This window comes from Rhodoferax sp. GW821-FHT02C08 (assembly GCF_059421805.1).
This window is the reverse complement of record NZ_JBWKVR010000022.1, coordinates 15,155-30,430: the sequence shown is the minus strand read 5'-3', so window position 1 is coordinate 30,430 and position 15,276 is coordinate 15,155. Positions and strand designations below refer to the sequence as shown.

Sequence of the window (15,276 nt, the reverse complement as noted above, 5' to 3'; positions counted from 1 at the left end):
TGCGTGCTTTATGCCGCCGTAAGTTGTTGTTGGTAGCCCTTGAGCACCTCTTCGCGCAACACGGCCCAGATGGCCTGGTGCAGCTCGATGAAGCGGGGCGTCATCTTGACCTCGGCCACGTCGCGCGGTCGCTCGATGTCAATCACAAAGTCGCCAATCGGGTGGCTACCGGGACCGGCGCTCAACACCACCACCCGGTCGCTCATGGCGATAGCCTCGTCCAGATCGTGGGTGATGAACAGCACTGCCTTCTTTTTGGATTGCCACAGCGCCAGCAGCTCGTTTTCCATGAGCTGGCGCGTCTGGATATCCAGCGCGGAAAAAGGCTCGTCCATCAGAATGATGTCGGGGTCGAGTACCAGGGTCTGCGCCAGGCTCACGCGCTTGCGCATGCCACCGCTCAGTTGGTGCGGATAGCGGTCGCCAAAACGGCCCAGGCCCACGCGGCGCAGCCATTCTTCAGCTTGCGCGCGCGCCTGGCCTTGCGGCACGCCGTGGAACTCCAGCCCAGCCGTCACATTGCCCAGCGCGGTACGCCACGGCATCAGGCTCTCGGCCTGAAACATATAGCCAGCACGCCGGTTCAGCCCATTCAGTGGTTCGCCAAACACCTTTACCGCACCGGCGCTCGGTGGCAGCAAGCCGGCCCCTACATTCAGCAGAGTACTTTTGCCGCAGCCGGTCGGGCCAACCACGCTGACAAATTCACCCGCGCCCACCGACAGCGTCACGTCCTGCACGGCGGTGTAGCGTTGAGCCGGGTTGTTGCGGTCCGTGAATGTGCAGGCCACACCCTGCAGTTCAAGCGCAGCTGCCATGTCAGCCTTTGGGGTATTTGGCATTGGCCTTTTTGACGAACTCATTGGTGTAGATGGCGTTCAGGTCCATCTTGGCGCTGCCCAGTTTTTCATCCACGCTGACCATTGCCTTGTAGGCGGTCTCGGCCCCCTTGGGCGGGATCATGCCGTCGGGTGACAGCGCGTTTTGTGCGGCCAGGAAGCCATCGATATAGACCGCCCGATCACCCAGCAGATAGCTTTCAGGCACGACCTTGATGATCTCACCTGCGCTCGCACTGCGAATCCACTTGTCGGCCCGCACCATGGCATTGGTCAAGGCCTGCACAGTATTGGGGTTCTTGTCCAGAAAGCTTTGCGGTGCATACAAGCAACCGGCTGGCATGGGGCCCGCGAAGACTTTTTCTGCCTCGGCAACGTTACGTGTATCAGTCACGATCTTCAGGTCGCCCGAGCGCAGCAGCAGGGTGATGACCGGGTCCAGGTTGCTCACCGCGTCGATTTGCCCCGACCGCATGGCAGCCACCGCACCACTGCCTGCACCCACACCGATAAAGCTCACGTCGCCGGGTTTCAAGCCCGCCTTGGCCAGCACATAGTTGACCATGATATTGGTGGAGCTGCCCGGCGCCGTCACGCCGATTTTCTTGCCCTTGAGGTCGGCCACCGACTTGAAGTTAGGCATGGTTTTGGGGTTGATACCCAGCACGATCTGCGGTGCCAAGCCTTGCAGCACAAAGGCACGCATGGGCTGGCCCTTGGCCTGCATGACAATCGTGTGCTCGAACGCACCTGACACCACATCGGCACTACCGCCAACCACCGCCTGCAGCGCTTTGGAGCCACCGGCAAAGTCCACGATGGTCACATCCAGCCCCTCTGCCTTGAAGTAGCCGCGCTGCTCCGCAATGGTCAGTGGCAGGTAGTAAAAGAGGTTCTTGCCCCCCACAGCCAGCGTCACAGCGGGCTTCTCCAGGGCTTGTGCAGAGGCCCACTGGGGTACGGCAGCCGTGGCCATACCGCCAAGGGCACCAGCGATCAGTTCGCGTCTTTGCATGCTTTTGTCTCCAAGGGTGTAAATCAACAGGCGGCTTCGTGGATGGCAGCTCTCACATCATCATACAACTTGCTAAATAGCCCTCAGTCCTTGCTCATCAAGGGGGATAAGCTATCAAAATCATTGTGTTGAATGCTGCAACCGGGCGCGATCGCGAAGTGCTGCGCGCACTATGTCCAGGTACTGCGCTGCGTGCGCGAGTAAGGCGAGGAACAAGTGGTTTGCGACGGCCGATCTGAACGAAGGTCCGATCATCAAGCAGGCACTGGAGCGGATGGAGGAGTACGCGGGAGGTCTGGACGCACTGCGGCGCCAGGTCAATTCGGGCAATGTGCGCTGGGATGTGGTTGACATGACCTTGTCCGCATGGACTGGCAAATGAGCGTGGGCCCTGCAGCATCGCTGATCTATATCAATATCCTGGCCCGTGTGGATGCGTAATCTAGAGGCTCCCGATCGGAGTCGTCACCATGATCCTTGGACAATCCTTCCCGCACATCACCACGCACCTCGCCCGCTTGGTGAAATTACAAGAGCCAGGTTCTTCCTGCGCCAATTGCGCGAGCAACGGTTGGTGCAATCAGCCGCCCGACAAGTTATGCGAGGAGCGTCTCCTCCAGATGTGCCCGGCCGATCAGAAGCGGTTTTGCACACCGGCTGCCCGAGCCACCTGCTAACACGGCCCAGAAACAAAAATGCCGGACCTCAGGCCCGGGATTTTTTTGTTCTGCTCAAGTCGGGCTGCAGGTGCAACCAGTCCGTGCAGATCAACAACGAGCCTCTTGGGTGCGCCAGCCTCAAACGCTGCATAGGGTGGCTCCCGTCCACTTACGCTGACGTCACAGGCCCTGATAGCGCCACCTTCGCCATGGCCGTCACCGCCGCCCACCATAGCGAATTCGGTGCCAGCACGCCGCAGTACCGATGCCGGTGCGTGCGTGGTGGAGGCACCGATTGGGCGATGCAGTCGAGCAACTCAAGCGGCATGAGCACCAGTTCACCGCTGCACCTATCGGAGGGCAGTGGCCAGCTGCAGCCTCTGCCATGCGACGGGCATCGCACGAAGGGCAGACGCCATGGCCTTTGCCGGAGAAGGCAAAAAGGTAGTCTTGCCCACACAATCAATCCAAAGTAAAAAAAGCCGCGCAGCCCAATTGGGATCTGCGCGGCCAGCTACTGAATCAGTAGCAATCTCAGGCTAGCAACTTACTTGCGCGCCGGCGGCACATCCGTGCAACTGCCGTGGGCAATCTCCGCCGCCATGCCGATGCTCTCGCCCAGCGTGGGATGCGGGTGGATGGTCTTGCCGATGTCCACTGCGTCTGCGCCCATTTCGATCGCCAGGGCGATTTCGCCGATCATGTCGCCGGCGTGGGTGCCGACCATGCCGCCGCCGAGGATCTTGCCGTGGCCGTGGGCCTCGGGGGAGTCATCGAACAGCAGCTTGGTGACGGCATCAAAGCGGCCATTGGCGATGGCGCGGCCGGAGGCATTCCAGGGGAACAGGCCCTTCTTGACCTTGATGCCTTGCGCACAAGGCCAGAGTCTTCGGTGAGGCCGACCCAGGCCACTTCGGGGTCGGTGTAGGCCACGCTGGGAATGACGCGGGCGTTGAAGGCAGCGGCCATCTCCTTGTTACCCTGCTAGCAGTTACGCCGGCCTTATTGACAGCGACAATAAGAAGCCCCCGTCAGGCAGAGTCGCTAGAAAAACAACGCGAAACAGGAAGCCCTCAATGAGCAAAGCAGGCATTCAATCTAATCGTGGCGATGGCTATCAGACGCTGGTTGCCTTCGAATGGGCACTCACCGTTCTCAATGATCCAACTTATGAATGGCTTGAGGTTGATGCCGCGACGCTGCCAGTTGATGACGTGGTCATCGGCAAAACAGATGGCTCAAAAATTTGCTGCCAATGCAAGAAGAACCAAACGTTGAATCAGGCATGGTCAGTAGCCGATCTGGCTGAAGAGTTTCAAAAAACCGGCCTGTTGCTTGCCAATGACCCGAAGACATCCGTACGCTTCTATTCCCGCAGTCTCTTCGGGGAATTGGCGACTTTGCAGGAGTACAGCACCAACTATCCCGACGAGCCCAGCTACCGGGCCAACTTGGGCAAAGCGACCGGGACGACAGATGCAAAACTGAAAACCCAACTTGCGCATTGCGCACCAACACTTTCAACTTACGACTTTCTACGCCGCACCACGTTCGAACCCACGCCAGGGCTTGATCGAATGGAAACATTGCTGCATGAACGCCTGCGTCGGTTGGCAAGCAATCCGGATGCCGCTTTCAATGCCCTCTGGACGCGCCTTGACCGTCTCGGCATGCGTGCCGACAGTGAGAACGGCCAAAATGTGGCCATTCAACACAGGCTGACAAAAGCTGATCTTCAATCCATTCTTGATGCAGCTGGCTCTCTGCTGGTTCCCCCCATGAATTTGGTGGAAGTTCGCTCTATGTTCGAAAGCACGTCTGCTGTTGGTAGAAATTGGCGCAGAGACATCGCTGGCGAAACCATTTCAACTCCGCTCGTGGCCGAGATCCTGACTGCCATTGACACCAAGCCCTCCTCCATTCTGCTCACAGGCCAGCCTGGCTCAGGTAAAACATGCGTGATGTTGGCCCTGCAAGAGGCGCTGGAAAAGCAAACCCTATCCCGCTCAGATCGGCTTCCCATCTTCATCCAGTCCCGCGAGTTTGCGGATTTGGATACCGCACAAGACCGCCAGGCACAAGGGCTACCACCAGACTGGGTAGAGCGTGTGGCCCGTATCGCCGAAACAGCTCACGTGGTGGTGGTCATCGACTCGCTGGATGTCCTTTCCATCGCCCGCGAACACAAGGTGCTGGACTATTTTCTTGCTCAGATGGATCGCCTGCTAAGACTGCCCAATGTCACGGTCATAACGGCCTGCCGCGACTTTGACCGCCAATACGACAGACGGATTTCCCAAAGAAAGTGGAGCAACGAATTCAAATGCCAACCATTGGAATGGGCGATAGATATTGCACCTCTGCTCGCCAGACAAGGCATCGACACGTCCAGCATGGATGACGTCACCCGGCAACTCATTCAAAATCCGCGTGAGTTGGCCTTGTATGTAGAACTGGCATGTCAAGGCGGTAGCTTCAACGTGGTGACCAGCCAGGCCTTGGCCCAAAAATACCTGGACACCATTGTTCAAGCCAATAACGCACTGGGCGATGCCGCCTTGCAAGCAATCGAAGGCATCGCAATAGAAATGCTGAGGCTGCGCAGCCTGTCAGTACCACCGCAACGGTTGGCTGTTTCCGATGTAGTGCGACGCTCACTGCTCAGTCACAACGTGCTACAGCAAACCCAAGATGGAAAACTGACGTTTGGGCATCAAACCTTGCTTGATGTACTGGTCATCAGTGATGCCTTACGGCAGGGTAAGACATTGCATACATTCATTCTGGACTTGCCGCCCGTGCCTTTTGTGCGCCCCAGCATCCGGAGCTTTGTGGCCCAACTGGCCACCGGAGACAGAAAAAAATTCCGCAGCCAACTGCGCACCGTGCTTACCCACAAGCACGCATTTCATATTCGACGACTGGTGGCGGAATGCTTTGCGGAACAAACTCCACGAGATGATGACTGGCCTCTAGTCCGTGACCTCCGAAGCACGCATCGTGACGTATTCCAGGTGATCTACAACCAGGCGGTTCGTGTCGAGTGGCATTACTTCTGGCTCAAACATCTTCTTCCCGCATTACGAGATACACGGGACGTGGACGGGTTGACGATGCATGTATACCGTGTTTCTCAATGGAAAAATGACGACGCACAAGGGGTTCTAACATTCTGGACTGAAGTACTGGCAATGGATGGCATAGACAAAACCCAGTTTGCCCGCTCAATGGCCCATTCCATTACACAATTTCATACATCCCACTCAGCCTTACTCACATCTTTACTTGTCGAACTACTCAAGCTGCCACGGCAGAAGCATAGTTCCATCGGGCATGCGCTTGCTCACGTCATGAAAGCTGGCAATCTAGACGATAGTGTGTTATGGAGTTACATAGCTGGTGATGTGAGTAGTGAAGATGTTCTCGCCTATCGTTTCGACAACAAATTGCGTTGTCAGGCCCATGAATTCGGTAGTAGCAACGACACATTTCTTGTAGACCGAATGCAGCAGTCCACGGCATTACTAGATTTAGCCGTGGCAACAATCGAAAAATGGAGCCAAATCAAGCGTTCGCCGTATGGTGAATCACCTATAGGTTATTGGGTGGGGTTCCTGCGCGAAACCTCCTACAACGACGATCACAGCCAAACAGACATTCAACATGTGGATAGCGAACGCATCCTCATGAATGCCATTGAAGCATCGATTGTGCATCACGCAAAAATTCAATCTGATTGGTGGAATGGCAACCGCGAACGCCTCTGCCTCAGCTCCGAAGGTGCACTTCGCTATTTCGCAATCCAGGCATGTAGAACAGCACCGACAAACAACCTTGATGCAATTGGCCAAATGCTGTGCGATAAGGCTTTGCTCGAATCTGACTTGTCGTATGAGCTCGGCACTTTAATGAAAACTGAATTTTTCCGCCTTGATGCAACTGTGCAAAATTCAATACAGGAAATCGTGTTGAACCTCCATCAGGAGAACACGACAGACTCACAGCATCGCTCGTGGATGCAGCAACAAAAAGCACAACTGCTTATGACCATTCCATGCCATCTGCGCTCGTTCGATGCACAAGCGGTATTGGATGAATGTGAAAATGTAACGTGGCCGCTAGTCCGCAATCCTAGTATTGGAACGCAGGGTGGTATGGTTCGCGCGCCATTTTCCTTCGAGGTTTTTCTTAACGTAAGTGATGCAGCCGTGCTGCAACTGCTCGCTCATTACAGCGAATATGCCCGAAACTCTTTTGATGATTTTTTGTTGGGCGGAGAGAGTGAAGTAGGCTCACAGCTGAGTGGGGCAGCATCCCGTCAGCCACGCCGCTTCGCGATTCTTTTGTTCACGAATTGGAATTCAATTTCGGATCGCTTTCGCAATGACATCATGGACGGCATTGCTACCTACCTAGCGCATCGCTACGGCCACCTGCAAGTCGATAGGGCCTGGATTCCCAAGGAAGAACCCGATGCGGCAGCACTAGCAAAGGAAATTCTCAGTGAATTGGAAAAGCACGCAAGTCACTGGCACCATAACCGTACTGCATCCAAAGCAATAAATAGCTGCGCCCACGTTGTTGCACAGACTCGGGATGCCGCTCGGTTAGTGTCCTTAGCTACAGACTTCTCAACACTAGATGAGGAGAGCTCTATCTCAGGCGAGTCGGTTGATTTGCTCACCACGGGTATCAATATGGCACGGGGTAACGCGGCGGAAGCCTTGATGATAGTGGCCAATCATCTCGAAAAGAACAACATTCCGTGGCCTGAACTGCTGCCCGCCTCAATCAGCCTGTTTGCAACCGACAAGCATCCGGCCATTCGCGCGCTGCTACTTCGGCGCATGCCCTATCTACAAAGTCATCACTCGAAAATGGGCTGGGAAATGTTTGGCCTTGTTATGCAAGAACGTACGCCCGGACTTTGGGCCATGGCGGAACCTTGCCTCTATCACGCTTACCACCAGAATTTTGAAATCGTTCGCCCATGGCTTTCATGGCTTTACCGCGAAGGCAAGGGCAAGGATTTTGAGACTTGGGGGCGTATTTCTGCATTGGCAGTACTTACGAAACAATTGGAATTTCCTGTTTTTCTTGCAGAACTTAAGGCAGCGCAATCCGCCGACGCATGGCGGGGGGCAGCGAGCGTTTGGACGCATCTCGGCAATGTCCAGCAGTACAAAGAACAATGCTTCGCCGGTCTTAAAGATGGGTTGAATGCTGACAACCTGCATGCCGTTGTAGTTGCACGAAAATTCCGTAACCTTTTTCGAGAAACCACACCCCTGGTTTCTATTCCACTTACGTTGCTCCGGCGTTGCCTGAGCATTCTTGAAACTGATATTGAGTCCGCTCAAAGCGACATCTATGGTTTCGATGCATGGTTAAACACTACCTCACTTCGCGACCCGATCGGTGCTCTGGACGCCACCGAGATTTACCTTGAATTTGTTCGGCGAATAAAACTCAACCTGTACGACCATGAGAAAAACCTTACGCAACTATTGACCCGGCTTTTCTCACAAGCTGAAGAGCAGGAAGAATCCGACAATGGTGCCATGTTGCTGCGCGTTGTAGTGGTGCAGGATGCGCTGCTAACTTTAGGTGTCAATGGTATGGACGAGTGGCTTAAGGCAGTCGAGAGGCCTTAATCACATATAAGACAGATATCAAGGAAATCTTCAAATAAAAAACCGCGCAGCCCTTGCGGAATCTGCGCGGCCAGCTACTGAATCAGTAGCAATCTCAGGCTAGCAACTTACTTGCGTACAGGTGGCACATCCGTGCAGCTGCCGTGGGCAATCTCCGCCGCCATGCCGATGCTTTCGCCCAGCGTGGGATGCGGGTGGATGGTCTTGCCGATGTCCACTGCGTCTGCGCCCATTTCGATCGCCAGGGCGATTTCGCCGATCATGTCGCCGGCGTGGGTGCCGACCATGCCGCCGCCGAGGATCTTGCCGTGGCCGTGGGCTTCGGGGGAGTCATCGAACAGCAGCTTGGTGACGCCTTCGTCGCGGCCATTGGCGATGGCGCGGCCGGAGGCGTTCCAGGGGAACAGGCCCTTCTTAACCTTGATGCCTTGGGCCTTGGCCTGGTCTTCAGTGAGGCCAACCCAGGCCACTTCGGGGTCGGTGTAGGCCACGCTGGGGATCACGCGGGCGTTGAAGGCGGCGGCGGCCAGCTCGGCATTGCCTTGCAGTTCACCGGCGATCACTTCGGCCGCCACATGCGCCTCGTGCACCGCCTTGTGGGCCAGCATGGGCTGGCCGACGATGTCGCCGATGGCGAAAATGTGCGGCACGTTGGTGCGCATCTGGATGTCGACGTTGATGAAGCCGCGGTCGGTCACAGCCACGCCGGCCTTTTCGGCGGCGAGCTTCTTGCCGTTGGGCGTGCGTCCCACGGCTTGCAGCACCAGGTCGTAGACCTGGGGTGCGGGCGCGGTGCCGCCTTCTTCCGCCGAGGCAAACGTCACTTCAATGCCTTCGGGCAAGGCGCGTGCAGAGACGGTCTTGGTCTTCAGCATGATGTTGTCGAAGCGCGGCGCGTTCATCTTTTGCCAGATCTTGACCAGGTCGCGGTCAGCGCCCTGCATCAGGCCGTCGAGCATTTCCACCACGTCCAGGCGGGCGCCCAGTGTGCTGTAGACCGTGCCCATCTCTAAACCGATGATGCCGCCGCCCAGGATCAGCATGCGCTTAGGCACTTCCTTGAGCGCCAGGGCGCCGGTGCTGTCCACCACGCGCGGGTCGTTCGGCATGAAGGGCAGACGCACGGCTTGGGAGCCGGCGGCGATGATGGCCTTCTTGAAAGCGATGGTCTGGCTCTTGCCGGTTTGTTCCTGGCCTTCGGCACCGGTGGTTTCGGCCACTTGCAGATGGTTGGCGCCGACGAACTGGCCCAGGCCGCGCACGATGGTGACCTTGCGCATCTTGGCCATGGCGGCCAGGCCGCCGGTCAGCTTGCCGATGACCTTTTCCTTGTGGGTGCGCAGCTTGTTGATGTCCACCGTGGGGGCACCAAAGTCCACGCCCAGGGCGGCCATGTGGCTTACCTCGTCCATCACGGCTGCGACGTGTAGCAGTGCCTTGGAGGGGATGCAACCCACGTTCAGGCAGACGCCGCCCAGGGTGGCGTAGCGCTCGACCAGGATGACCTTCAGGCCCAGATCGGCTGCACGGAAGGCGGCGGAATAACCGCCGGGGCCGCCGCCGAGAACCACCACGTCACACTCCAGGTCGGCAGTGCCGCCGAAGCTGGCTGCCGTGGGTGCAGGCGTGGATGCTACAGAAACTGCAGCTGCTGGCGCAGGCGCTGCCTGCGCTGGGGCCGGTTTTGGCTCAGATGCCGGGGCGGCAGCTGCACCAGCGACTTCCAGTTCCAGCACGACCGAACCTTGCTTGACCTTGTCGCCCAGCGCGACTTTCAGCGCGGTGACCACGCCGCCGTGGCTGGACGGGATTTCCATGGAGGCCTTGTCGCTCTCCACGGTGATCAGGGACTGGTCGGCCTTGACGGTGTCGCCCACCTTGACCATCAGTTCGATGACGGTGACTTCGTCGAAATCGCCGATGTCTGGGACTTTGATTTCTAGGGATGCCATTGTTGAGATCTCCACTTATTTTTTCAGTTTGAGCGTGTACACGTCGACCGGACCGCCCGAGTTTTTGTCGAATTCACAAGCCGCTTGCACGCCCAGCGCCGCCAGGTCGCGCGCGGATTTGGAGCTGCCCCAGCTGGCATGCAGCGCACCCAGCGCGAAGCTGCGGCCCGAGCCTATGCACCAGAATTCCTTGAACTCGAAGACTTCGCGGTAGCTGTACAGCCCGTAGATGCCAGAGTTGTTGGCCACCAGCACGCTGAACTGGCTGGACTCGTAGGGGTCGTTGTCTTCTTCCTTGGTCTGCAGGAAGAAGCCCTCTTTGAGTACCGGGTGCAGCTTGGTGAAGGTGGTGAACACCTCGTCCTTGCTGTGCAGCAGCAGCTGGTCTTGCGGCAGCGCGGCCATGGCCATGCGCAGCGCGGGGAAATGCGCCACGGTACCAGCCATGCCGATGAAACTCACCCCCGCCGGGGTCTCGACTCGGAAGATCTTGCTGTTGTCTTCAAAGCGTTGGCCCAGGCGGGTGTCGCCGAAGGTCACCAGCGTGTCGGCAGCGATAGCTACCTGGCCGGCTTTCTTGACCACGACGACGGTGGTCATTTACAGCAGCACTCGGCGGAAGTCGGTCAGCACCTGGCCGAAGTACGCGTTGAAGCGGGCTGCGGCAGCACCGTCGATCACGCGGTGGTCCCAGCTCAGCGACAGCGGCAGCATCAGCTTGGGTACAAAGGCCTTGCCGTCCCACTTGGGTTCGATCTGGCTCTTGCACACGCCCATGATGGCGACTTCGGGGGCATTGATGATGGGGGTGAAGTAACGCCCACCAATGCCGCCCAGGCTGGAGATGGTGAAGCAGGCACCGCTCATGTCGGCCGGGCCTAGCTTACCGTCCCGCGCCTTCTTGGCCAGGTCGCCCATTTCTTGCGAAATCTGGATCACACCCTTCTTGTCGGCATCCTTGATCACGGGCACCACCAGTCCATTCGGCGTGTCTGCCGCGAAGCCGATGTTGAAGTACTGCTTCATCACCAGTTGATCACCGTCCAGCGAGCTGTTGAACTCGGGGAACTTCTTCAGGGCTGCCACGCTGGCCTTGATCATGAAGGCGAGCATGGTCAGCTTGATGCCGGCCTTCTCGTTTTCCTTGTTCATGCTGACGCGGAAGGCTTCGAGTTCGGTGATGTCGCAGTCGTCGTGGTTGGTGACGTGCGGAATCAAGACCCAATTGCGGTGCAGGTTGGCGCCGCTGATCTTCTTGATGCGCGACATGTCCTTGCGCTCGACCGGGCCGAACTTGGCGAAGTCCACCTTGGGCCAGGGCAGCAGGCCCAGGGCCTCGCCACCGCCGCCAGCGGCAGCCTTGGGTGCTGCTGCGGCCTGGGCCTTGGTTTGGGCCGTGCCCGCCATGACAGACTTGGTGAAGCTTTGCACGTCGGCATCGGTGATGCGGCCCTTGCGGCCCGTACCCTTGACTTCGTCCAGCGGCACGCCGAGTTCGCGGGCGAACTTGCGCACCGATGGCGACGCGTGCGGCAGGCCGCCAGTGGGCGCCACGGTGGGGTTGTGCGCAGCAGGTGCGGCAGCGGCAGCCACCACAGGAGCCGCAGCTGCAGCAGCCACGGGAGCGGCGGCTGGCGCTGGTGCGGCGGCAACAGCGGCAGCTACCGGTGCAGCTGCAGCGGGCGCAGCAGCTGCCACGCCTTCCAGCACAGCCAGCAGGTCGCCGATGTTGACGGTGTCGCCCAGCTTGACCTTCAGCTCTTTGAGCACGCCGGCAGCGCTGGACGGGATTTCCATCGAGGCCTTGTCGGACTCTACGGTGATCAGCGATTGCTCTTGCTTGATGGTGTCGCCAACCTTGACCATGACTTCGATGACGGTCACGTCCTTGAAGTCGCCAATGTCGGGTACGAAGATCTGGATCGGGCCGGAGGCCGCGGGTGCGGCAGCCGGTGCTGCTACAGGAGTTGTAGCTGCTGGCGCAGGTGCTGCCTGCGCTGCAGCCGCTTTTGGTGCTTCAGCTGCAGGTGCGGCGGCGGCGCCACCGGCGACTTCCAGCATCACCACCAGCGAGCCTTGCTTGACCTTGTCGCCCAGGGCGACTTTCAATTCTTTCACCACGCCAGCTGCGCTGGACGGGATTTCCATTGAGGCCTTGTCGCTCTCTACCGTGATCAGCGACTGGTCGGCCTTCACGGTGTCGCCGGGCTTGACCATCAGCTCGATCACCGTCACCTCGTCAAAGTCCCCGATATCAGGGACATGAATTTCAATCAATGCCATGTTTGTGTCTCCAAAGATGCGGACAGGACCGGGGTGACCGGTCCTGCGAGGTGAGTGTTTAAGCGTAGAGCGGGTTGATCTTGTCGGCCTGGATGCCGTACTTGGCGATCGCCTCTGCCACCTTGGCAGCCGGCACCGTGCCGTCTTCGCTCAGCGCCTTTAGCGTGGCCACCACGATGTAGTGGCGGTTCACTTCAAAGTGCTCGCGCAGCTTGCTGCGGAAGTCGCTGCGGCCAAAGCCGTCGGTGCCCAGCACCTTGTAGGTACGGCCCTTGGGGATGAACGGACGGATCTGCTCGGCGTAGGCCTTCATGTAGTCGGTGGACGCAATGACCGGGCCGGTTTGGCCTGCCAGCTGCTGGCCAACGAAGCTGACGCGAGGAGTTTCCAGCGGGTGCAGCAGGTTGAAGCGTTCTGCGTCCTGGCCGTCGCGGGTCAGCTCGTTGAAGCTTGGGCAGCTCCAGACGTTGGCGGACACGCCCCACTCTTTTTCCAGCAGCTCTTGCGCAGCGATCGACTCGCGCAGGATGGTGCCCGAACCCAGCAGCTGGACCACGCCCTTGCCGTCGGTAGCGGGCTTGCACAGGTACATGCCCTTGATGATCTGCTCTTCGGTGCCGGCGGTGAGGCCAGGCATGGCGTAGTTTTCGTTCAACAGGGTCAGGTAGTAGTAGACGTTGTCCTGCTTCTCGACCATGCGCTTCAGGCCATGGTGCAGGATGACTGCGACTTCATGCGCAAACGTGGGGTCGTAGCTGATGCAGTTCGGAATCGTGCCAGCCATGATGTGGCTGTGGCCGTCTTCGTGCTGCAGGCCTTCGCCGTTCAGCGTGGTACGACCCGACGTGCCGCCCAGCAGGAAGCCGCGGGCTTGCATATCGCCCGCTGCCCAGGCCAGATCGCCAATGCGCTGGAAGCCGAACATCGAGTAGTACACATAGAACGGCACCATGATGCGGTTGCTGGTGCTGTAGCTGGTAGCCGCAGCGATCCAGCTGGCCATGCCGCCGGCTTCGTTGATGCCTTCTTGCAAGATCTGGCCGGCCTTATCTTCCTTGTAGTACATGACCTGGTCTTTATCGACCGGGGTGTACTGCTGGCCTGCGGGGTTGTAGATACCGATCTGGCGGAACAGACCTTCCATACCAAAGGTACGGGCTTCGTCCACCAGGATTGGCACCACGCGGGGGCCCAGGGCCTGGTCACGCAGCAGCGTGGTCAGGAAGCGCACATAGGCCTGGGTGGTCGAAATTTCACGGCCTTCTGGCGTGGCTTCGATCACCGACTTGAAGGTTTCCAGCGCGGGCACGGTAAAGCTCTCGTCGGCCTTGGTGCGGCGGTGTGGCAGATAGCCGCCCAGGGCTTTGCGGCGCTCGTGCAGGTACTGCATTTCCGGGGTGTCGTCGGCCGGCTTGTAGAACGGGATCTCTGGCAGCTGGCTGTCTGGGATTGGAATGTTGAAGCGGTCACGGAAGATTTTGATGTCTTCGTCGGTCAGCTTCTTGGTCTGGTGGACGTTGTTCTTGCCTTCACCGCTCTTGCCCATGCCGAAGCCCTTGACGGTCTTGATCAGCAGCACGGTCGGTTGGCCGGTGTGGTTGACGGCCTTGTCGTAGGCTGCGTAGACCTTTTTCGGGTCATGGCCGCCACGCTTCAGGGCGAAGATTTCGTCGTCGCTCATGTGGGCGACCATTTCCAGCGTGCGTGGATCGCGGCCGAAGAAATGCTTGCGCACGTAGGCACCGTCGTTGGCCTTGAAGGCCTGGTAGTCGCCGTCCAGCGTGTCCATCATCAGCTTTTTCAGCGCGCCGTCCTTGTCGCGGGCCAGCAGGCTGTCCCACTCGCTGCCCCACAGCAGCTTGATGACGTTCCAGCCAGCACCGCGGAACTCACCTTCGAGTTCCTGGATGATCTTGCCGTTGCCGCGCACCGGGCCGTCCAGGCGCTGCAGGTTGCAGTTGACGACGAAGATCAGGTTGTCCAGGTTTTCACGCGCGGCCAGGCCGATGGCGCCCAGGGATTCGACTTCGTCCATTTCGCCGTCGCCGCAGAACACCCAGACCTTGCGGTTGGCGGTGTCGGCAATGCCACGGGCGTGCAGGTATTTCAAGAAACGGGCTTGGTAGATGGCCATCAGCGGGCCCAGGCCCATGGACACCGTGGGGAACTGCCAGAACTCGGGCATCAGCTTGGGATGCGGGTAGCTGGACAGGCCCTTGCCGTCGACTTCCTGGCGGAAATGCAGCAGTTGGTCTTCGGTCAGGCGACCTTCGAGGTAGGCGCGGGCGTAGACACCGGGCGACACATGGCCCTGGATGTACAGACAGTCGCCACCGTGGTTTTCGCTCTCGGCATGCCAGAAATGGTTGAAGCCGGCGCCAAACATATGGGCCAGCGAGGCAAAGGAGCCGATGTGGCCGCCCAGGTCACCGCCGTCTACCGGGTGGTGGCGATTGGCCTTGACCACCATGGCCATGGCGTTCCAGCGCATGTAGGCGCGCAGGCGTTCTTCGATTTCGATGTTGCCAGGGCAACGGGCTTCATGCTCGGGGGCGATGGTGTTCACATAGCCGGTGTTGCCGGAGAAAGGCATGTCTATGCTTTTCTGACGTGCATGTTCCAGCAGCTGCTCCAACAAAAAGTGCGCCCGCTCCGGACCTTCACTCTCAATCACAGCGGACAAGGCGTCCATCCATTCGCGGGTCTCCTGGCTGTCCGCATCCGTCGTGGCGGCTCCAAACAGGCTCTCAGGTACAGCTGACATGCTTTGTCTCCTATGTTGGGAAGAGGTATTTTGAGGGGTTGACGCATTTTTTTTGAGCGACCTGTCTATTTTTGCACAAAAGTTTTTCATTTTCAATATGTGAATATTGA

At 58.6% G+C, this 15,276-nt stretch carries 8 protein-coding genes and 2 pseudogenes; 2 read left to right on the top strand and 8 right to left on the bottom strand.

The annotated features are described in order from the left end of the window. Positions 1 to 8: 8 nt before the first annotated feature. A complete protein-coding gene (locus AC07VY_RS21415; protein ID WP_495099246.1) occupies positions 9 to 818 on the bottom strand; it encodes an ABC transporter ATP-binding protein in 810 nt (269 codons plus the stop codon). A gap of 1 nt (position 819) precedes the next feature. Further along, positions 820 to 1,815: an ABC transporter substrate-binding protein gene (locus tag AC07VY_RS21410; protein ID WP_495099268.1), complete on the bottom strand. Its 996-nt coding sequence runs from the start codon at positions 1,813 to 1,815 to the stop codon at positions 820 to 822. A 211-nt stretch (positions 1,816 to 2,026) separates the two neighbouring features. Between AC07VY_RS21410 and AC07VY_RS21405 the strand changes: the two genes are divergently transcribed. Next, entirely contained in the window at positions 2,027 to 2,236 is a 210-nt protein-coding gene (locus AC07VY_RS21405; RefSeq protein ID WP_495099247.1) for a hypothetical protein, read from the top strand. A 455-nt stretch (positions 2,237 to 2,691) separates the two neighbouring features. Here the strand turns inward: AC07VY_RS21405 and AC07VY_RS21400 are convergent. Continuing rightward, positions 2,692 to 2,853, bottom strand: a pseudogene (locus tag AC07VY_RS21400) (transposase); the annotation flags it as partial. Between the two features lie 207 nt (positions 2,854 to 3,060). Continuing rightward, positions 3,061 to 3,497: pseudogene (locus AC07VY_RS21395) on the bottom strand (oxidoreductase dimerization domain-containing protein); the annotation flags it as partial. A 92-nt stretch (positions 3,498 to 3,589) separates the two neighbouring features. On the opposite strand from AC07VY_RS21395, the gene AC07VY_RS21390 reads away from it, so the two are divergent. After that, positions 3,590 to 8,167: an AAA family ATPase gene (locus AC07VY_RS21390; RefSeq protein WP_495099248.1), complete on the top strand. Its 4,578-nt coding sequence runs from the start codon at positions 3,590 to 3,592 to the stop codon at positions 8,165 to 8,167. Positions 8,168 to 8,274: 107 nt separating this feature from the next. On the opposite strand, the gene lpdA is transcribed toward AC07VY_RS21390, so the two are convergent. The 4 genes from lpdA to aceE are packed head-to-tail and all read right to left on the bottom strand — an operon-like array spanning position 8,275 to position 15,166. Next, a complete protein-coding gene (gene lpdA / locus AC07VY_RS21385) occupies positions 8,275 to 10,119 on the bottom strand; it encodes a dihydrolipoyl dehydrogenase (RefSeq protein WP_495099249.1) in 1,845 nt (614 codons plus the stop codon). A 15-nt stretch (positions 10,120 to 10,134) separates the two neighbouring features. Further along, positions 10,135 to 10,719: an MFS transporter gene (locus AC07VY_RS21380; RefSeq protein WP_495099250.1), complete on the bottom strand. Its 585-nt coding sequence runs from the start codon at positions 10,717 to 10,719 to the stop codon at positions 10,135 to 10,137. After that, on the bottom strand, positions 10,720 to 12,402 hold the full coding sequence (gene aceF, locus AC07VY_RS21375) for a dihydrolipoyllysine-residue acetyltransferase (protein WP_495099251.1): 1,683 nt from the start codon (positions 12,400 to 12,402) through the stop codon (positions 10,720 to 10,722). It lies immediately after the preceding gene. Positions 12,403 to 12,460: 58 nt separating this feature from the next. Continuing rightward, entirely contained in the window at positions 12,461 to 15,166 is a 2,706-nt protein-coding gene (gene aceE, locus AC07VY_RS21370; RefSeq protein WP_495099252.1) for a pyruvate dehydrogenase (acetyl-transferring), homodimeric type, read from the bottom strand. Between the last annotated feature and the right edge of the window lie 110 nt (positions 15,167 to 15,276).

Excerpts from the sequence above, each read along its gene's own strand:
- AC07VY_RS21410 (WP_495099268.1), bottom strand. The coding sequence starts at position 1,815 with ATGGCCACGGCTGCCGTACCCCAGTGGGCCTCTGCACAAGCCCTGGAG.
- aceF (WP_495099251.1), bottom strand. The coding sequence starts at position 12,402 with ATGGCATTGATTGAAATTCATGTCCCTGATATCGGGGACTTTGACGAG.
- AC07VY_RS21405 (WP_495099247.1), top strand. The coding sequence starts at position 2,027 with ATGTCCAGGTACTGCGCTGCGTGCGCGAGTAAGGCGAGGAACAAGTGG.
- AC07VY_RS21390 (WP_495099248.1), top strand. The coding sequence starts at position 3,590 with ATGAGCAAAGCAGGCATTCAATCTAATCGTGGCGATGGCTATCAGACG.
- lpdA (WP_495099249.1), bottom strand. The coding sequence starts at position 10,119 with ATGGCATCCCTAGAAATCAAAGTCCCAGACATCGGCGATTTCGACGAA.
- AC07VY_RS21415 (WP_495099246.1), bottom strand. The coding sequence starts at position 818 with ATGGCAGCTGCGCTTGAACTGCAGGGTGTGGCCTGCACATTCACGGAC.
- aceE (WP_495099252.1), bottom strand. The coding sequence starts at position 15,166 with ATGTCAGCTGTACCTGAGAGCCTGTTTGGAGCCGCCACGACGGATGCG.
- AC07VY_RS21380 (WP_495099250.1), bottom strand. The coding sequence starts at position 10,719 with ATGACCACCGTCGTCGTGGTCAAGAAAGCCGGCCAGGTAGCTATCGCT.